At 72.8% G+C, this 17,096-nt stretch carries 14 protein-coding genes, 1 pseudogene and 1 riboswitch; of the genes and pseudogenes, 10 read left to right on the top strand and 5 right to left on the bottom strand.

Features of this window, described 5'->3' with window-relative positions:
* Positions 1-2: 2 nt before the first annotated feature.
* On the bottom strand, positions 3-473 hold the full coding sequence (locus ACFYW1_RS09715; protein ID WP_388989642.1) for a hypothetical protein: 471 nt from the start codon (positions 471-473) through the stop codon (positions 3-5).
* 802 nt (positions 474-1,275) lie between these two features.
* Here ACFYW1_RS09715 and ACFYW1_RS09710 point away from each other — a divergent pair.
* Together ACFYW1_RS09710 and ACFYW1_RS09705 are read left to right on the top strand one after the other, a co-directional pair.
* Entirely contained in the window at positions 1,276-1,833 is a 558-nt protein-coding gene (locus tag ACFYW1_RS09710) for a hypothetical protein (protein WP_388989640.1), read from the top strand.
* Between the two features lie 36 nt (positions 1,834-1,869).
* Positions 1,870-2,714 (top strand): annotated as a pseudogene (locus ACFYW1_RS09705) (IS5 family transposase).
* 15 nt (positions 2,715-2,729) lie between these two features.
* Here the strand turns inward: ACFYW1_RS09705 and ACFYW1_RS09700 are convergent.
* The 3 genes from ACFYW1_RS09700 to ACFYW1_RS09690 all read right to left on the bottom strand — a co-directional run bounded on the left by ACFYW1_RS09700 (position 2,730) and on the right by ACFYW1_RS09690 (position 6,318).
* Positions 2,730-2,963, bottom strand: coding sequence for a ferredoxin (locus tag ACFYW1_RS09700; protein WP_388989638.1), 234 nt, complete (start codon positions 2,961-2,963; stop codon positions 2,730-2,732).
* Positions 2,963-4,426 carry an aldehyde dehydrogenase gene (locus ACFYW1_RS09695; RefSeq protein ID WP_388989636.1) on the bottom strand — a complete coding sequence of 488 codons (1,464 nt, stop codon included), beginning with the start codon at positions 4,424-4,426 and terminating at the stop codon, positions 2,963-2,965. Before ACFYW1_RS09695 ends, ACFYW1_RS09700 begins: the two co-directional genes overlap by 1 nt.
* 137 nt (positions 4,427-4,563) lie before the next feature.
* The gene (locus ACFYW1_RS09690; RefSeq protein WP_388989634.1) at positions 4,564-6,318 is read right to left on the bottom strand and encodes a protein kinase; all 1,755 of its coding nucleotides are present in this window, start codon (positions 6,316-6,318) and stop codon (positions 4,564-4,566) included.
* 312 nt (positions 6,319-6,630) lie between these two features.
* On the opposite strand from ACFYW1_RS09690, the gene ACFYW1_RS09685 reads away from it, so the two are divergent.
* The 8 genes from ACFYW1_RS09685 to ACFYW1_RS09650 all read left to right on the top strand — a co-directional run bounded on the left by ACFYW1_RS09685 (position 6,631) and on the right by ACFYW1_RS09650 (position 15,640).
* The gene (locus ACFYW1_RS09685) at positions 6,631-7,674 is read left to right on the top strand and encodes an MBL fold metallo-hydrolase (RefSeq protein WP_388989632.1); all 1,044 of its coding nucleotides are present in this window, start codon (positions 6,631-6,633) and stop codon (positions 7,672-7,674) included.
* A gap of 174 nt (positions 7,675-7,848) precedes the next feature.
* Positions 7,849-7,924, top strand: a riboswitch (cobalamin riboswitch).
* A 128-nt stretch (positions 7,925-8,052) separates the two neighbouring features.
* Positions 8,053-9,330 (top strand): prenyltransferase/squalene oxidase repeat-containing protein, encoded by a 1,278-nt coding sequence (locus ACFYW1_RS09680; protein ID WP_388989630.1) that lies wholly within the window; start codon positions 8,053-8,055, stop codon positions 9,328-9,330.
* Complete coding sequence (locus tag ACFYW1_RS09675; protein WP_388989628.1) at positions 9,327-10,037, top strand: SCO2322 family protein; 711 nt, start codon at positions 9,327-9,329, stop codon at positions 10,035-10,037. The genes ACFYW1_RS09680 and ACFYW1_RS09675 overlap by 4 nt, the downstream gene beginning before the upstream one ends.
* Complete coding sequence (locus tag ACFYW1_RS09670) at positions 10,034-11,206, top strand: energy-coupling factor transporter transmembrane component T (protein ID WP_388989626.1); 1,173 nt, start codon at positions 10,034-10,036, stop codon at positions 11,204-11,206. The genes ACFYW1_RS09675 and ACFYW1_RS09670 overlap by 4 nt, the downstream gene beginning before the upstream one ends.
* Entirely contained in the window at positions 11,203-12,921 is a 1,719-nt protein-coding gene (locus tag ACFYW1_RS09665) for an ABC transporter ATP-binding protein (RefSeq protein ID WP_388989624.1), read from the top strand. The genes ACFYW1_RS09670 and ACFYW1_RS09665 overlap by 4 nt, the downstream gene beginning before the upstream one ends.
* Positions 12,922-12,986: 65 nt before the next feature.
* Positions 12,987-13,823, top strand: coding sequence for an ECF transporter S component (locus ACFYW1_RS09660; protein ID WP_388989622.1), 837 nt, complete (start codon positions 12,987-12,989; stop codon positions 13,821-13,823).
* Between the two features lie 321 nt (positions 13,824-14,144).
* Complete coding sequence (locus tag ACFYW1_RS09655) at positions 14,145-14,561, top strand: transglycosylase SLT domain-containing protein (protein WP_388989620.1); 417 nt, start codon at positions 14,145-14,147, stop codon at positions 14,559-14,561.
* A gap of 203 nt (positions 14,562-14,764) precedes the next feature.
* Positions 14,765-15,640 (top strand): hypothetical protein, encoded by an 876-nt coding sequence (locus tag ACFYW1_RS09650; RefSeq protein ID WP_388989618.1) that lies wholly within the window; start codon positions 14,765-14,767, stop codon positions 15,638-15,640.
* A 101-nt stretch (positions 15,641-15,741) separates the two neighbouring features.
* Here the strand turns inward: ACFYW1_RS09650 and ACFYW1_RS09645 are convergent, their stop codons facing one another.
* The gene (locus ACFYW1_RS09645) at positions 15,742-17,031 is read right to left on the bottom strand and encodes an alpha/beta hydrolase family protein (RefSeq protein ID WP_388989616.1); all 1,290 of its coding nucleotides are present in this window, start codon (positions 17,029-17,031) and stop codon (positions 15,742-15,744) included.
* Positions 17,032-17,096 lie beyond the last annotated feature (65 nt).

Below are 17,096 nucleotides of genomic sequence, written 5' to 3'. Positions count from 1 at the left end.
TCCTACCGCTCCGCGCCCCCTCGCGTCCCTCCGCCGGGCCAGGACTCGATCTTGCGAAGCCGCCAGGTGTCTTCCTCCGGACTCCTGCGGTAGAAGACGTTCGGCTGGATCGGCTCGCACAGCGCCACAAAAACATCCCCGTTGCGCAGGTGTATCTCTTTCTCGAAGAACGTCTCTCGGCTCCTCCGGGCGCGGATGACGCGAAAAGACAGGGTGTGCACTCCCGGGGAGAGGTCAACGAATTTTGGCCGCCTGAGTGTCGTCCCGTCCTTATGACAGACCTCGACACCGTCGCACTCGATCAGGACGATGGCCCATTTGAAAGTAAAGCTGCGATACGAGCTGCGCATGTCCGCGTGAAAGAGAAGTCCGGTCCTCCCGCGCCGGTCCGCGCGTCCGAGAGCCGAACGAACGCGCCGAGGAACTTTTTCGTCGTCGCCGAGGCAGGTCACCTTGAGCGGTTGATTCTTCACTTCACTCCCCTTCTCGCATGCACCGATGCCCGACGAACATCCCACCCGGTCCGGCCGGGACGACTTTTCAAAGAATCTCGGACAGGGCGGTCGCAATCCAGAAGAGCCCGATCAGAACCGCCCCACCTCCCACCGGTCGAAAAGTTCCGCCCGTAGAAGATCTCATCAGAACACGACAGGAGTGGTAATCGAATATCCGATCCACCAGGTTCCAAAAATTCCCCGACAGGCAGCCCCCGAAGACCAGGAAGACCACCCCGACGAAGAAAGCAAGCATCGAGCGCCCTCCCCAGGGATTTTCATCGCCGCAGCGAGCCGCAGTCCCGGATTGCCGGGCAAAAATATCGTACTGGGTGTCACTTTCCTTCCCAGGACCACGAGTCGGACCGGGCCGCTTCTCGAACCGGGCCCCGATGATTCAGGCACCGAGCCGGCACAGGGGCACACGGCCGAGGTGGCCCGTACCGGTTTCGTCCGGTGCAGGCCACCCAAGGGCTGCTGGGGCGCCCCCTAGGGCCATTCGTTTGGATCACTGCCGAAGCAGGGTGTGATCCAGGTTGAGAACCTTGCGCGTTTAAGGCACCGGGAGACAACCGCGAGGTACTGGAGGATGCGGAATCCCTGCCGAGTGAGTCGTCAGCCGCAGTGCGCAACCCGTCCGGGCCTGGGCGTCCATCCGGCATCCGGCGGGCACGTACTTTGCCGGAATCCGGCATGCCGAGAGCTGATGACGCCGGTATACCGTGGCGGCCACAACCGGTGGCGTCGCTGGCCGGGGCGGATGCATGGCGAAGGGGGCGCGATGTTCTTGGTGGCTTGGGGGGTGTTCGCGACGGCCTTGGGCTGGATCGTCGCGACGGATTTTCGGGGAGCTGCCCACCGCTTCCACGCGTTGTCCCACGCTGCCATGCCGTTTGGCGGTGTCGGCGTGTCGGTCGTGGGCGTCGGCTTCTTCCGCTTGGTGGCAGGGGTGTTCGCCCTGGCCGGTCCGGTCGTCTTGGTCGGCGGGCTCATGGACCTGTGGCGCGGCGAGGCTCGGTCGGACAGTCTGCCTCCGATTCCTGCCTGGTTCGTCGTGGTGGAAGCGACAATCGTCGGTGTCGTCCTCTGGAGAACCTGGCAGCGCACTGGCGTACTGCGCCGTGAGTGGGATGCCGGCAACGGTCCGCGGCGTGGCGCTGTTGCCGGTATCACGGCATCGGCTGTCGCCTTCGTCGTGACGTTGGGCTTCGGCTGGGGAACGTGGATGATGGCTAGCTGGTTGGCCGGTGGCCTGTGTGGGCTCACCCTGTTGCTGGGCGATCGACCCGGTAAACCGTCGGACACCGGACTGGCCTCCGCGGACTCGTCGGACACCTAAGCAGTTTCGTTGAGATCAGCGGCTCGTTGTTCCTGCGTGCCGTTGACTAACGCGCGGTGGGCGCGAATCGAGCCGTTACTCCCAGATCGGTCACCGCAGCGGGGTGGCCGGTGGAGGGAGCGTCGAGAGGTGATCGACGCAATCGCCTGGAAGTTCCAGACTGGATCGCAGTGGATTCACCTCCCCGAGAAGTACGGCAACTGGCGAGGTGTCTACAACCGGCTGCGGATGTGGGCCATCGACGGCACCTGGGAGCGGGTGTTCACCGCGCTGGTCGCGCAGGCCGACGCTGACGAAGACCTCAGCTGGACTGTCCCGGTGGACTCCGCCATCGTGCGCGCGCACCAACACGCTGCTGGAGCCCGCAAAAAGGGGCTCCAGCAGGCGAACCTGCGGACCACGCCATCGGCCGGTCCCGCGGCGGACTGACCACAAAGATCCACCTCGCCTCCGATGCCCACTGCCGGCCACTGGCCTTCGTACTCACCGCCGGACAGGCCGGCGACGCACCCGCCTTCACACACGTCATGGCCTGCCTTCGCGCTCCCCGGCGGCGAGGACGGCCCCGCACCAGGCCGGACGTGGTGCTGGCCGACAAGGCGTACTCCTCCCGCGCGATCCGCGAGCACCTGCGCAAGCGCGGGATCCGCGCTGGGACCCCAATGCCGGCCGATCAACGCGGTCACCGCCTGCGGCACGGAAGCCGAGGCGGCAGGCCACCAGCCTTCGACCGCGAGGCATACAAGCAGCGCAACACCGTCGAACGCTGCATCAACCGCTTGAAACAGTGGCGGGGCATCGCCACCCGCTACGAGAAGACCGCGACCATCTACCTGGCCGGACTCTACGTCGCGGGCATCTTCCTCTGGTCCGCTCGGTGATCCAAACGAAACGGTTTAGTCCTCCGGTGGGAACACCGCCTCCCCCGTCGCGGTCAGGGTGATCGTGATCGCCTCGACCGGGCAGCCCTCGGCGGCGGCCAGGACGCCTTCGTCGGCGTCGGTCTCGGGGGACGAGGGGCGGGACTGGCGGGCGGTGTCCAGGGCGAAGCCGTTCGGGGCGTGGTTCACGCACAGGCCGGAGCCGATGCAGATTCCCCGGTCGACCTCCACGGTCCAGCGGTCCCCCATCACGCACCGCCCTCGTAGCCGGCGGGCAGGTGGATCATCTTGTGCTCGAAGTACTCGCCGTAGCCCTCGGGGCCGAACTCCCGGCCCAGGCCGGAGTTCTTGTAGCCGCCGAACGGGCCGAGCATGTCGAGGCTGAAGGTGTTCACGCTGTACGTGCCCGTCCTGACCCGGCGGGCGATGTCGATGCCGTGCTCGGTGTCGGCGGTCCAGACGCTGCCGCTGAGCCCGTAGTCGGAGTCGTTGGCGATCCGTACCGCCTCGTCCTCGTCGCCGTACGGCAGGAGGCAGATGACGGGGCCGAAGATCTCCTCGCGGGCGATGCGCATGGAGTTGTCGACGTCGCCGAAGAGGGTCGGCTCGACGTACCAGCCCCGCTCCTGGGAGGCCGGACGGCCGCCGCCGGTGAGGATCTTGGCGCCCTCGTCCTGGCCGATGCGGATGTAGTCGAGCGAGCGCTGCTGCTGGCGCCGGGCGACGAGGGGGCCGAGCTCCGTGGCCGGGTCGAGCGGGTCGCCGATCTTCAGCGCGCCCGCCGCGGCGGCGAACGCCTCGGCCGTCTCCTCGTAGCGGGAACGCGGTACGAGGATGCGGGTCTGCGCCACGCACGCCTGGCCGTTGATCATCCAGGCGAAGGGGACGATGCCGGCGACGGCGGTGTCCAGGTCGGCGTCCGGGAGGATCACGGCGGCGGACTTGCCGCCCAGTTCCAGCGTGACGCGGGTGAGGTTGCGGGAGGCGACCTCCATCACCCGGCGCCCGGCGGCGACGGACCCGGTGAACGACACCTTGTCGACGCCCGGATGCCCGACCAGGTACTCGCTGACCTCCCGGTCGGCCGGCAGGATCGACAGCACCCCCTCCGGCAGCCCGGCCCCGGCGGCGATCTCGGCCAGCAGATAGGCGTCCAGCGGGGATTCGGGCGAGACCTTGAGGATCGCGGAGCAGCCGGCCAGCAGGGCGGGCGCGAGCTTGGCGGCGGCGGTGAACTGCGGGACGTTCCACGGCACCACCGCCGCGACCACCCCCACCGGTTCCCGGCGCACCAGCAGCGGCCCGAGCACCCCGCCCCGCCGCTCCTCGTACGGGAAGGTGCGGGCGACGGTGATCGCCGCGTCCCACACCATCATCGCGGCGAGCGCCTGCACCATGACGCTCGACGTGTACGGGGTGCCGTTCTGCGCGCTGATGACCCGGGCGATCTCCTCGTACCGGACGGCGAACGCGTCCTTGATCCGGGTCACCACCGCGATCCGCTCGTCCAGGGACATCCGCGGCCACGGGCCCTCGTCGAACGCCCGCCGCGCGGCGGCGACGGCCCGGTCCACGTCCGCCTCGCAGGCGTGCGGCACGCGCCCGATGACCTGCTCGGTGTGGGGCGAGACGACCTCGATGACGTCCCGGCCCAGCGGGTCGGCCAACTCCCCGCCGATGAACAGTTTTCCGTGTTCGACAAGCTCGGTCATGGCTGCTGCCTCCCGCGAACCGGCACGATATCTGACTACCCGTCAAAACTGATACCAGTTCCAGTTCCAGGAGTCCACGGGTGCGCGCACGGCACGGGGCGGGCCCGCGCGGACCGCGGCCCGGGCGGCCGACGGATTCAGCCCCGGACACTCACCGGTCCGGGGCCGTGGACCAACGCGTCCGCATGGCCCTGCCCTCCGTCCGCCACCCTGATCTCGACGTACGAACCTCCGGAGAAGATCCAGTAGTTGTTCCGTTCGCCCGGCACCTGGACGGCCGCGTCGATCCTTTTCCGGAAGGCTGCGTGCATCGCGAAGCTCGCTCCCCAGTCGTCGAGCGACTGCCAGTCCTTCACGAGCCTGCCCCCGGGGCCGGTGCCTTCCGGTTCGTACCGGGCGTACCGGTTCCCCGAGAACACCCAGAATTCCCGCGCGCCCTCGTCCGGCACCGGCATCATCGCGTCGATGCCGGCCGGTGAGCCGGAGCCGAGCCCGAAGCCGTCCGCCCAGTCGTCGAGCGGCTCGGGGCCCGCCAGCAGGCTGTCGTTGTACGTCTCGTTCTCGATGCCGATCCGGATGTACCGCGCCCCCGAGAAGACCCAGTACTCACCGTCGTACCCCGGGACCGGCAGCACCGCGTCGATCTTCCTGCTGAAATCCTGAAGGCCCTTGAAGGCTCCGCTCCAGTTGCTGATCGGCTTGGGCCCGATGTTCCGCCGGAATCCCTCGTTCGCGTCCGACACGTCGACCCGCACGTACTGGTCCCCGTAGAACAGCCAGAGCAGCTTCGCGCCGTACGGGGCGGGCATCGCCGCGCCGACGGGGATGTTCCTGAGCGTCGAGGAGGCCGGGGCCCCGGGGGCTGCCGCGGAGGCCGATGCCGTCGGGGCCGGCTTGCCGGTGCGTCCCGCCTCGGGCTCGGCGCCGTCGCCCTGCCACAGCCGGCTCACCGCGAAACCGGCACCGGCCCCTCCCGCGAGCGCGAGGCCGGCCGCGAGCACCGCCCGGCGGGACGGCCGGCGGCGCGCCCCCTCCGACCGGACCGTCGCGTCGCGCGGTGTGGGCCCGGAGTCCGGCGCGGCGGCCAGTGGGCGCAGCAGTTCGGCGGCTCGGGCGGCGGTCGGCCGGTCGGCCGGGTTCTTGCTCAGCAGGGCTTCGAGCACCGGGGCCAACCGCCCCGCACCGGCCGGGATCTCCGGCTCCTCCCGCATCACGGCGTGCAGGACCGCGGCGGGCTCCGAGCGGGCGAAGGGGGAACGGCCGGACAGCAGCGCGCACAGGGTGGCGCCCAGCGAGAAGAGGTCGCTGGGCGGCCCCGCCGGGCGGTCGCTCATGCGTTCCGGCGCGATGAAGTCCAGGGTGCCGACCACCCCGCCGGGCGTGGTGAGCGACGCGGTGTCGGCGAGCGCCACGATGCCGAAGTCGCAGAGCACGACACCACCGTCGTCCCGCATCAGGACGTTGGCCGGCTTCACGTCCCGGTGCAGTGCGCCGATGGCGTGCACCGCGTCGAGTGCGGCGAGCAGCTGGAGGCCGATCCCGGCGACCCGGGACGGGGACATCGGACCGAGCTCGGCGACGTGTTCGGCCAGCGAGGGGCCCTTCACGAGCTCCATCACCACCCACAGCCGGTCCTCGTGGTCCACGAGGTCGTGGACGTTGACCACGTTGGGGTGGGAGATCCCGGCGATGGCGCGCGCCTCGCGGTGCGCCCGTCGCGCACGCTTGGCGAACTCCTCGGCCCCAGCCCGCAGATGCACCTCCTTGATCGCGACGGAGCGCTTCAGGAGCTGGTCGGTGGCACGCCACACGGTGCCCATGCCGCCGCTGCCGAGGTGTTCGAGCAGGAGGTACCGCCCGGCGATCACTTGCTGTCGCGCATCGTCACCCACCCGCTCAAGGTAGCCGACCATGACGTCCGCCACAGTGATCCTTCGAGGCTCAACCAACGCCGCTTCGGCCAAAGTTGACGCGTCCCGGTCGGCCGGTAACCGGGCCCGGGCCGGCCGGTGCCCGCCCCGGCGGACAAGACGGTCGACCGGGGCTACCAATGGAACAGGTTCTCGTTACAGTGGGCTCGGTGCACCGCACAGCCGTACGTCCGGTACTCCGGTGTACGTCCGGCACTCCGGTACGCCGATGCACTCCGGCACGCCGGTGCACGTCCGGTACGCCGACCAGGCCGCGGAGGGACGGGGAAGCCCATGACTCAGGTGACCGATCACGGCGGGGGCGTGCACAGCATCAAGGTGCCGATCCCGGACAACCCGCTGGGCCACACCCTCGTGCACGTCCTCGACACCGACCGCGGACCGGTCCTGATCGACACCGGCTGGGACGACCCCGGGGCATGGGACACCCTCACCGCCGGGCTGACCGCCGCGGGGACGGACGTCGGCGAGATCCACGGGGTGGTCATCACCCACCACCACCCCGACCACCACGGCCTGTCCGGGCAGGTGCGCGAGGCGTCCGGGGCCTGGATCGCCATGCACCCGGCGGACACCGAGATCGTGCGCCGCACCCGCGAGTCGGAACCCGGCACCTGGCTGACGTACCTCGTGGGCAAGCTCACCGCCGTCGGGGCGCCCGAGGAGCACCTCGCGCCGCTGCGGACCGCCGCGGCCGGGAGGGGCGCGAGGAGCAGCACCCTGCCCGGACTGCGGGCCGCGCTCCCGGACCGGGAGATCGTTCCCGGCGAGCTGCTGGACCTGGCGGGGCGCCGGCTGCGGGCCGTCTGGACGCCCGGCCACACACCGGGGCACGTCTGCCTGCACCTGGAGGAGGAGCATCCGGGGAACCTGCCGGGCCGGGGCCGGCTCTTCTCCGGGGACCACCTGCTGCCGGGGATCAGCCCGCACATCGGGCTGTACGAGGACCCGGACGACGCCACGGTCACCGACCCCCTCGGCGACTACTTCGCCTCGCTGGAGCGCGTCGGCCGGCTCGGGGTCGCCGAGGTGCTGCCCGCGCACCAGCACGCGTTCACCGACGCGGCGGGCCGGGTGCGCGAGCTCCTCGACCACCACGAGGAGCGGCTGGCCGGGCTGCTCGGGCTGCTGTCCGTCCCGCTGACCCCGTGGGAACTGGCCGAGCGGATGGAGTGGAACCGGCCGTGGGTGCAGATCCCGTACGGGTCGCGCAACATCGCGGTCTCCGAGGCCGAGGCGCATCTGCGGCGGCTGGTGAAGCTGGGGCGCGCGGAGGCGGTGGCGGGCGGCGAGCCGGTGAGGTACGTCGCGGTGTGAGGGGCCCCGCGGTGCCCCGCGGTGTCTCGCGGCGTGCGGGCCCCGCGCCTCCTCGCGACGTGCGGGCCCGTGGCGTCCCGCGGCTCCTCGCGGTGTGAGCAACGGGGCACGGGACGGGCCGGGGGCCGTCCCGGGGCGCCCGGTAGAGTGGGCAGGTCGTCATCATGCCCGTTCAGGGGGAAGCCGGTGCGAATCCGGCACTGACCGCGCAGCCGTGAGCCGTCGTCGCAGGCGGTGAGTCGGAATGCCCTGTCCGAGGTCGTGACCGGCTCGCGCCACCGGGCCCCCGGTGGCCGGCACCGTCGAGGTATACGGGGCCGAGCCCGGTGCCTGAGCGTGCCTGTGCCCGGTTCCGCACCAGGAGAGGCCCCGCCCGCCATGACCGTACGCCGCAGCGTCGCAACGCTCGCCGCCACCGCAGCCGTGCTCTGTTCGGCCGCCGCCCCGGTGGCCGTCGCGGCGCCGTCTCCCACCCCCTCTCCCTCCGCCGCCCTGCCGTCGGGGCTGTACGGCACGAAGGACCCCACCTACGACGGGGTGTGGCGGCAGTCGCTGTCCTTCCTCGCGCAGAAGGTCGAGGGCGTCACCCCCGCCGCGAAGTCGGTGAACTGGCTGGTCTCCCAGCAGTGCGCCGACGGCTCGTACGCCGCGTACCGGCCCGACGCCTCCCGGCCGTGCGACGCGAAGACGGTGCCGGACACCAACGCCACCGCGGCCGCCGCCCAGGCGCTGGCCGAGGTGGGCGGCCACCGCGAGACCGTGAACAACGCGGTGCGCTGGCTGAAGTCCGTGCAGAACGAGGACGGCGGCTGGGGCTACACCGCCGGCGCGCCCAGCGACGCCAACTCCACCTCCCTGGTGATCGGCGCCCTCGCCCGGCAGGGGCAGCGGATCACCGACGTCACTACGCCCGGCGGCAAAACCCCCTACGACCCGCTGCTCGCCCTCGCGATCCCGTGCGGCGGCAAGGACGGCGGCGCCTTCGCCTACCAGCCCGACAAGAAGGGGAAGCTCGCCGCGAACGCGGACGCCACCGCGGCCGCCGTGCTCGGCACGATGGGCAAGGCCCTGGCCGTCGGGAACAACGCCGCGGGCAAGAAGCCCAGCAGCTGCACCCCGGGCGACGACCCCACCCCCGAGCGGGCCGCGCAGAACGGCGCCCACTACCTCAAGGGCGCCCTCGCCGAGCAGGGCCATCTGAACGCGCCGCCGATGCCGGGGGCCACCGACACCACGCCGCAGCCGGACCTCGGCAACACCGCGGACGCGGTCGTCGCGCTGTCCGCGTCCGGTCACCAGAACGAGGCGGACGGGGCCGTGGCCTGGCTGAAGAAGAACTCCCGGGTCTGGGCCGAGCAGAGCGGCCCCGCCGCCTACGCACAGCTGATCCTGGCCGCGCACGCCACCGGTGAGAACGCCCGGGACTTCGGCGGCGTCGACCTGGTCGCCGGGCTGAACGCGAGCGGCCCCGCGCCCGCCTCCGTGGTGACGCCCGACCCGGCCGCCGACACCGGCTACGTGCCCACGGAGCAGGACCAGGTGCACAGCGGCGACGACGTGATCGGGGGCGTGTGGTGGTACGTCGGCATCGGCCTGGTCGTCGCCGCGGGCGCGTTCTTCCTGATCAGCGGACGCCGGAAGAGCCAGCGCCCGTGAGGCGGGCGGGAAGGGCCGGCGCACCGCCGGCGGCACTGGGCGTCGTCCTGACCGTCCTCGCCGTGCTGACCGCGCTCGGCACGGGGACGGCCCACGCGGCGGGCTACCGGTACTGGTCGTTCTGGGAGGGCTCCGGCACCGGCTGGACGTACGCCACCCAGGGCCCGTCCCTGGTCCGGCCGGACGACGGCACGGTGCAGGGCTTCCGGTTCGCGGTGAGCGAGGACTCCCAGGACGCCGCGAAGCCGCGCCACGCCCCCGACTTCGCGAAGATCTGCGCGGGCACCCCGGCCCAGGACGGCACCAAGCGGATCGCGCTCGTCATCGACGCGGGCACGGCGACGGACGCCCCGTCCGGGCAGACCCCGCCCGCGCCGCGCACCGCGTGCGCGCGGGTCGCTCCCGACGCCAGCTCCGCCGAGGCGCTCGCCTCGGTGGCGAAGCCGCTGCGCTACGACAGCGGGGCGATGCTCTGCGCCATCTCCGGCTATCCGCGCGCGGGCTGCGGCGAGCAGGTCTCGGACGAGGACCGCGGAACACCGTCCGCGGCCGCCTCCGACGCCACGCCCCGGGCCGGCTCCGGTACCGCGTCCGACGCCGTCGGCGACTCCGGCGGCGGGCCGTCCGCCGGGGTGTTCGTCGGCGTCGCCGCCGTGCTCCTCCTGGGCGTCGCCGCGATCGCGCAGGCCCGCCGCCGACGCGGATGACCGCCTCCACCGACGGCCCGGCCACCGGCAGCACCGCCCCGGCCCGGCCCCGCCGCGCCCTGGCCCCCGCCGCGACCCGGAGCAACGCCGTGCCCGCCGGGGCCTGGTGGCTGTGGGCCCTCGGGCTGGCCACCGCCGCGTCCCGGACCAGCAACCCGCTGCTGCTGGGGCTGCTGGTGGCGGTGGCCGGTTATGTGGTCGCCGCGCGCCGCACGGACGCGCCGTGGGCCCGCTCGTACGGGACGTTCATCAGGATCGGGCTGTTCGTCGTCGGTGTGCGGCTGGTCTTCTCCGTCTTCCTCGGCTCGCCGCTGCCGGGCACGCACACCCTGTTCACGCTCCCCGAGGTGCCGATGCCGGACTGGGCGAAGGGCGTCAGGATCGGCGGCCGGGTCACCGCCGAGCAGCTGGTCTTCGCCCTGTACGAGGGGGCGAAGCTGGCCACCCTGCTGATCTGCGTCGGCGCGGCGAACTCGCTCGCCAACCCGGCCCGGCTGCTGAAGTCGCTGCCGGGGGCGCTGTACGAGGCGGGGGTCGCCGTCGTCGTCGCGATGACGTTCGCGCCGAACATGGTCGCGGACGTGATGCGGCTGCGCACCGCCCGGCGGCTGCGGGGACGCCCGACCGGCGGCGTCAAGGCGGTCCTCCAGATCGGACTGCCGGTCCTGGAGGGCGCGTTGGAACGGTCGATCGCGGTGGCGGCGTCGATGGACGCGCGCGGCTACGGGCGCACCGCCCGGGTCCCGGCCGCCGTCCGCCGCACCACGAACGTCCTCACCCTCGGCGGGCTGCTCGGGGTGTGCGCGGGCACGTACGGTCTGCTGGCCGCGCAGGGAGCGGTGTACGGGCTGCCGCTGCTGGCCCTCGGGCTGGTCGCCGCAGCGGTCGGACTGCGGCTGGGCGGGGCCCGTTCGGCCCGTACCCGCTACCGGCCCGACCGGTGGGACGTCCGGGCTTGGCTGGTCGCGGGCTCGGGGGTCGTGGTGGCGGTGGCGATGATCTGGGCGGGCGGTGTCGACGAGGCGGCGCTGCACCCGGGGGTCGCGCCGCTGACCGCGCCGGTGTTCCCGCTGTGGCCGGCCGCGGCGGTGCTGATCGGACTGCTGCCCGCGGTGGTGGCGCCGGTGCCGCCGCCGGTGGGCGGGGCGAAACCCGAGGAGGGCCAGTGATCAGGTTCGAGCAGGTCTCGGTGCGGTACGAGGGCATGGAGCGCCCCACCCTTTCCGGGGTCGATCTGACCGTGCCCGAGGGCGAGTTGGTGCTGCTCGTCGGCCCGTCCGGGGTCGGCAAGTCGACCCTGCTGGGGGCCGTGTCCGGGCTGGTGCCGCACTTCACCGGCGGCACCCTGAGCGGCCGGGTCACGGTCGACGGACGCGACACCCGCACCCACAAACCGCGCGAACTGGCCGATCTGGTCGGCACGGTGGGCCAGGACCCGCTCTCCCACTTCGTCACGGACACGGTCGAGGACGAGCTGGCGTACGGGATGGAGTCGCTGGGGCTGGCCCCCGACGTGATGCGGCGGCGCGTCGAGGAGACCCTGGACCTGCTGGGTCTCGCCGGGCTGCGCGACCGGCCGATCGCCACGCTGTCCGGCGGTCAGCAGCAACGGGTCGCGATCGGTTCCGTCCTCACCCCGCACCCCAAGGTGCTGGTCCTCGACGAGCCGACGTCCGCGCTGGACCCGGCGGCGGCCGAGGAGGTCCTCGCCGTGCTGCAACGGCTGGTGCACGACCTGGGCACCACGGTCCTGATGGCGGAGCACCGGCTGGAGCGGGTGGTGCAGTACGCGGACCGGGTCGTCCTGCTGCCGTCGCCGGGCGCGGCGCCGGTCATGGGCGCGCCCGCGGAGATCATGGCGCTCTCCCCCGTCCATCCGCCGGTCGTGGCGCTGGGCCGGCTCGCGGGGTGGGAGCCGTTGCCGCTCTCGGTCCGGGACGCCCGGCGCCGGGCGTCCGGCCTGCGCGAACGGCTCTCCTCGGCACGGCCGTCCGCCCCGGCGCCGGTCTCCTCCGCCACCCCGGCGCCCGCCGCCCCCGCGCCCGCCGCCGGGCGGCGCGGGGTCCTGGCCCGGCTGCTGGGCCGCGGCGCGCGGCCCGTCCCGGAGGCGGAGCCCGTCTCCGACGTCCCGGCGCGGGTCGAGCGGCTGGGCGTACGGCGCGGGCGCGTCGAGGCGCTGCGCCGGGTGACGCTCACCGTCGCTCCCGGCGAGACCGTGGCCCTGATGGGGCGCAACGGGGCGGGCAAGTCCACCCTGCTGGGCACCCTGGTCGGCATGGTCGAGCCCACCGCCGGCACCGTCCTGGTCGGCGGCCGGACCCCGCACCGCACACAGCCGCGCGAGATGGTGCGCCGGGTCGGCCTCGTGCCGCAGGAGCCGCGCGACCTGCTGTACGCGGACACGGTCGGCGCCGAGTGCGAGGCGGCCGATTCCGACGCGGGCGCCGCCCCCGGCAGCTGCCGGGCCCTGGTCTCCGAGCTGTTGCCCGACGTGCCGGACCACACCCATCCGCGCGACCTCTCCGAGGGGCAGCGCCTCGCGCTCGCCCTGGCCGTGGTGCTGACCGCGCGGCCCCCGTTGCTGCTCCTGGACGAGCCGACGCGCGGTCTGGACTACGCGGCGAAGGCCCGGCTGGTCGGGGTGCTGCGCGCGCTCGCGACCGAGGGGCACGCGATCGTCCTGGCCACGCACGACGTGGAACTCGCGGCGGAGCTTGCGCACCGGGTGGTGATCCTCGCCGACGGGGAGGTCGTCGCGGACGGGGAGACCGGGCAGGTGGTGGTCTCCTCCCCGGCGTTCGCCCCGCAGACCGCGAAGATCCTCGCCCCGCAGGAGTGGCTGACCGTGACCCAGGTGCGCACCGCACTGGAGACGGGCTCATGAGCGGACGGCACACGGACCCGGCAGCGGGCACGGAAACAGGTACAGGTACAGGTACGGAAACAGGCATGGGTACGGGGGCGGGCGTGGGCGGGCGGCGGGTGCGGGCGGTTCGGCTCGGCCCCCGGGCGGTCGTCGCACTCGTCCTCATCGGTGTGATCGGGGTGTTCTCGTTCGGGTGGCCCCTGCTGGCCGATGCCGACTCCGGTCTGGCGCACTCCGCGGACGCGCCGTGGCTGTTCGCCGCGCTGCTGCCGCTGCTGGTCGGGGTGGTCGTCGCGACGATCGCGGACGGCGGTCTCGACGCGAAGGCCATCGCCATGCTGGGGGTGCTGGCCGCGGTCGGTGCCGCCCTGCGCCCGCTGGGGGCGGGCACGGCGGGGCTGGAGCCGATGTTCTTCCTGATGGTGCTGAGCGGCCGGGTGCTCGGGCCGGGGTTCGGCTTCGTGCTGGGCGCGGTGACGATGTTCGCGTCCGCGCTGCTCACCGGCGGGGTGGGGCCGTGGATGCCGTTCCAGATGCTGTCGATGGGCTGGTTCGCGATGGGCGCGGGCCTGCTGCCGGGGCCGGAACGGCTGCGCGGGCGCGCCGAGCTGCTGATGCTCGCGGGCTACGGGTTCGTGGCGGCGTTCGCGTACGGCACGGTGATGAACCTGGCCGGCTGGACGGTGGTGCCCCCGTCCGGTTCGGGGATCTCGTTCCAGCCGGGCGATCCGCTGGCGGACAACCTGGCCCGCTTCCTCGCCTACTGCGCGGCCACCTCGCTCGGCTGGGACCTGGGCCGGGCCTCGCTCACCGTGGTGCTGGTGCTGGCCGTCGGTCCGGCGCTGCTGAAGGCGCTGCGCCGGGCCACCCGCCGTGCCGCCTTCGAGGCCCAGGTCACATTCGACGCTCCCCGGGAGTGAGGGCTCCCACAGGCCCTTGGTCCTCCCCTAAGCCGGTTAGTAGCCGCCCGGCGGGCCGACACCCTGCCACGCGTACGCTTTGACCTGCTATGACCGCTTCGGGGCGACTGGGACCGGCCGGGACCTTCGGGGGCCCGCTGCGAGGCCGGCTCGTATGCGGGGTCATTGCGGTGGTTGAAAGCCGCCGCTAACACTGGACGAGTCGCCGAACACCGCCGGGTCCGTCGCATCGGACCCCGGTCGACGAACCCCGGTCCACCCGCACGGCCACGTGCTCCGGACCGGCCCGCGACTTCCCCCGTACCCGACGTTAGGTCTCCTGTGTCGTTCGCCCGTAACATCCTCGCCCTGCCCCGCACCGCCCGTCGCAAGTCCGCCGTCGCCGGCGCCGCCGTACTCCTGGGTGCCACCGGTGTCGCCCTCGGTGTCTCCCCGGCCACGGCCGCCCCGACCGGTGCGCAGGCCACGGCGCGGGCCCTGATCGGTGACGCCGCGCAGTTCCAGTGCTTCAGCAACATCGTCCAGCACGAGAGTGGCTGGAACCACACCGCGACCAACGCCTCCTCCGGCGCCTACGGTCTCGTCCAGGCCCTGCCCGGCTCGAAGATGGCCTCGGCCGGCTCCGACTGGCGGACCAACCCCACCACCCAGATCAAGTGGGGCGTGGACTACATGAAGTCCCGTTACGGCAGCCCGTGCGGCGCCTGGGCCTTCTGGCAGTCCAACCACTGGTACTGATCCCGGCACCAGCCCCTCCCCCGACCGGCCGGAGCGCTCCGACATCACCGGGGCGAGCGATCGAGCGTTAACCCATTCAGGTGCATTTGGCTCGCCCGTCCGTTCCCATCGGCCGCCGACGCGTTGTCACTCACGTGGAACCAAGGGAATTCTGGGAGCGGAACACGGTCCTGGCGGAAGCTTTTTGCGCCAGTGACGAGCGCATGCGCCGGGCTCAGGCGTTGCTCGACGAGATGCAGGCCGAGCGGAGCAGAACGCTGGCGGCCTTCGCCGTCACGGTCGGCGACGACGGCTCGATCGCCGACTTGATGGGCCTCAAGGAGCGCGAAGTGCGATTAGCACGACGTTCCGTCGGCCGCAGCAACGCCCGGTCCCTCGCCGCAGAACTCCTGAGCCAGGTCCCGCACGCCTCGCGGAACTCGCAGGCCCCGCAGGGCCCACAGGTCTCACAGAACCCGGTGCACCCGCAGAACCCGGTGACCCCGCAAAGCCCGCAGAACCTGGTGAATAAACCTTTCGCCTCATCCGATGCCCCGGCGCCCGCGCCGCAGCCGGGCGACGAATCGCCGTCGTCGCCGCCCCCGCTGCCGCAGCAACAGCCGTACGCGCCGGATGCCATGGTTCAGGAGCCGCCGGACGTCATGGCTCCGGGGCCGGTGACGGCTCAGGAGCCACCACCGGCCCCGGAGCCTGCGGCGACTCCGGAATCGGTGGCGCCGTCCGAGCCGGTGGCGGTACCGGAAGCCCCCGAGCTGGTGCCCGCCGTGTTCCAGACCCCGGCGCCGTTCCCGGCCGCGCCGCCGGAACCGGTGTACCCCGTCGCCTGGTCGCCCAGCATGGATTCCGTGCTGCTGTGGAGCTGGGAGTCCGGTCTCGACCTGCAGACCGTGGCCGGGGAACTCGGCCTGGACGTGCGGACCCTGCTGATGCGCGTGCAGGAACTCGCCGACGACGGGCTGATCGTGCTCGCGGCCCCGGTCGCGGAGGTGAACCGGTCCGGGCGGCACCGCCGCCACGAGGAGGGGTACGCCGGGCTGTTCGGCCCCACCACCACCTTCCCCGCCCACGTGCCGTACTGAGCGCACCCATCGACGACGAGGGGTGGCCCCTGCCGGGAGATCCGGCCGGGGCCACCCCTCGTCGTCGGTGCCGCCCCGCCCCGGCGGCCCCGCCCCCTCCGTCAGCGGCGCCCGGCGAGTTGGTCGAACCAGCGGACGATCTGCGGGCCGGCCTTCATGTACGTGCCGTTGTGGTCGACCCCGCCCTGGTCCACGACCCGGGCCCGGACGCCGTGCGAGGCCAGATCGGCGGCGCAGTTGCGGGCGTTGGCGATCGGCACGTCGGTGTCGCCGGACGAGGTGTGGAGCCGTACCGGGACGTCCGGCTTCCAGTCGCAGTTGCCGTCCTGGGCGCGCGCCGCGGCCAGCAGCCCGCCGGTGGGGTGCTGCACCTGGCGGTAGTAGTCGTCGGTGAGCAGCTCCTTGAGCGTCGCGGGCAGCGCCGGGATGATCTCCTCCTCGGTGTGGTTGGTGTCGAAGAGCCGGTCGACGATGTCCGCGTACGGCTTCCGGAACGCCTCGGAGGTGTCCTTGTAGAGCGGGTGCAGCCGGCTCTGCGAGGTGAGGTAGTACGTCATGTAGAAGACGGCGCTGATGTCGTTGACCCGGCCGTCGAAGAGGGCGGGCGTCTCCGCGTGCTCGATGTCGTAGGGGCCCGAGACCGGGGCGAGGGCCCGGAGCCTGAAGTGCCGGTCCGCGCCCTCGTCGAGGGCCCGGCCCAGGGCCATCGCCACCTGGCCGCCCTGGGAGAAGCCGCTGGCGTACACGTCGCCGGTGAGCGGGCGGTGCAGCTGCCGCGCGGCGGTGCGGGAGGCCCGCAGCATGTCGACCGAGGCGGTCACGGCGGACTTCGTGTCCATGTACGGGTGACGGCCCGGCCCCTTGCCGAGGCCCAGGTAGTCGGGGGCGGCGACGGCCCGGCCCGCCGAGGCGTGGAGGTAGGGGGCGAAGCGGCCGAAGCCCTCGCCGACGGAGGGCGCGTAGTCGCGGTGGGCCATCGTGCCGTGGGTGTCGGAGACCAGGTCCAGCCTGCGGGGGCCGCCCTCGGGGAGGACCAGGAGCCCGGTGGCGGTGGTGGGCGCGCCCTGCGGGGTGACGGTGCGGTAGGTGAGGCGGTAGGCCCGCAGACCGTGGCGGACGGTGCCGGTGTCCATGCCGGCCGAGGCGAGGAAACCGGCGACGGCGGCCCGGTCGAGGGCGGCCACGGGGGTCACGCCCAGGAGGGCTCCCCTGCCGTGCGCCGCGGCGTGCGGGCGCGTCGGGCCCGGTGCGCCGGAGGACTGCTGGGCGAGGGCCGGGGCGGTGCCGAGCGCGGCGAGGATCATCGCGGCGGCGGCCGCCGTCACCCGTCGTGCGACGCGGCGCCGCCCCTGCCGGGTCCGACGGTTCGTGGGGCTGGTGTCGTTGTCCATGGCCACGACGCTATGGGGCCGCGTCCGTCGCGGACATCGGCGTGGGCCCCGGCCCGGGGTGTTGC

This window comes from Streptomyces sp. NPDC002669 (genome assembly GCF_042889165.1).
In the GTDB taxonomy this organism is placed as follows: Bacteria; Actinomycetota; Actinomycetes; order Streptomycetales; family Streptomycetaceae; genus Streptomyces.
This window is presented reverse-complemented; position numbering and strand designations above follow the sequence as displayed.

Bases quoted from the DNA above. Each gene is read 5' to 3' on its own strand.
- ACFYW1_RS09710 (WP_388989640.1), top strand. From the start codon at position 1,276: ATGTTCTTGGTGGCTTGGGGGGTGTTCGCGACGGCCTTGGGCTGGATC.
- ACFYW1_RS09700 (WP_388989638.1), bottom strand. From the start codon at position 2,963: ATGGGGGACCGCTGGACCGTGGAGGTCGACCGGGGAATCTGCATCGGC.
- ACFYW1_RS09695 (WP_388989636.1), bottom strand. From the start codon at position 4,426: ATGACCGAGCTTGTCGAACACGGAAAACTGTTCATCGGCGGGGAGTTG.
- ACFYW1_RS09685 (WP_388989632.1), top strand. From the start codon at position 6,631: ATGACTCAGGTGACCGATCACGGCGGGGGCGTGCACAGCATCAAGGTG.
- ACFYW1_RS09680 (WP_388989630.1), top strand. From the start codon at position 8,053: ATGACCGTACGCCGCAGCGTCGCAACGCTCGCCGCCACCGCAGCCGTG.
- ACFYW1_RS09670 (WP_388989626.1), top strand. From the start codon at position 10,034: ATGACCGCCTCCACCGACGGCCCGGCCACCGGCAGCACCGCCCCGGCC.
- ACFYW1_RS09660 (WP_388989622.1), top strand. From the start codon at position 12,987: ATGGGTACGGGGGCGGGCGTGGGCGGGCGGCGGGTGCGGGCGGTTCGG.
- ACFYW1_RS09650 (WP_388989618.1), top strand. From the start codon at position 14,765: ATGCGCCGGGCTCAGGCGTTGCTCGACGAGATGCAGGCCGAGCGGAGC.
- ACFYW1_RS09645 (WP_388989616.1), bottom strand. From the start codon at position 17,031: ATGGACAACGACACCAGCCCCACGAACCGTCGGACCCGGCAGGGGCGG.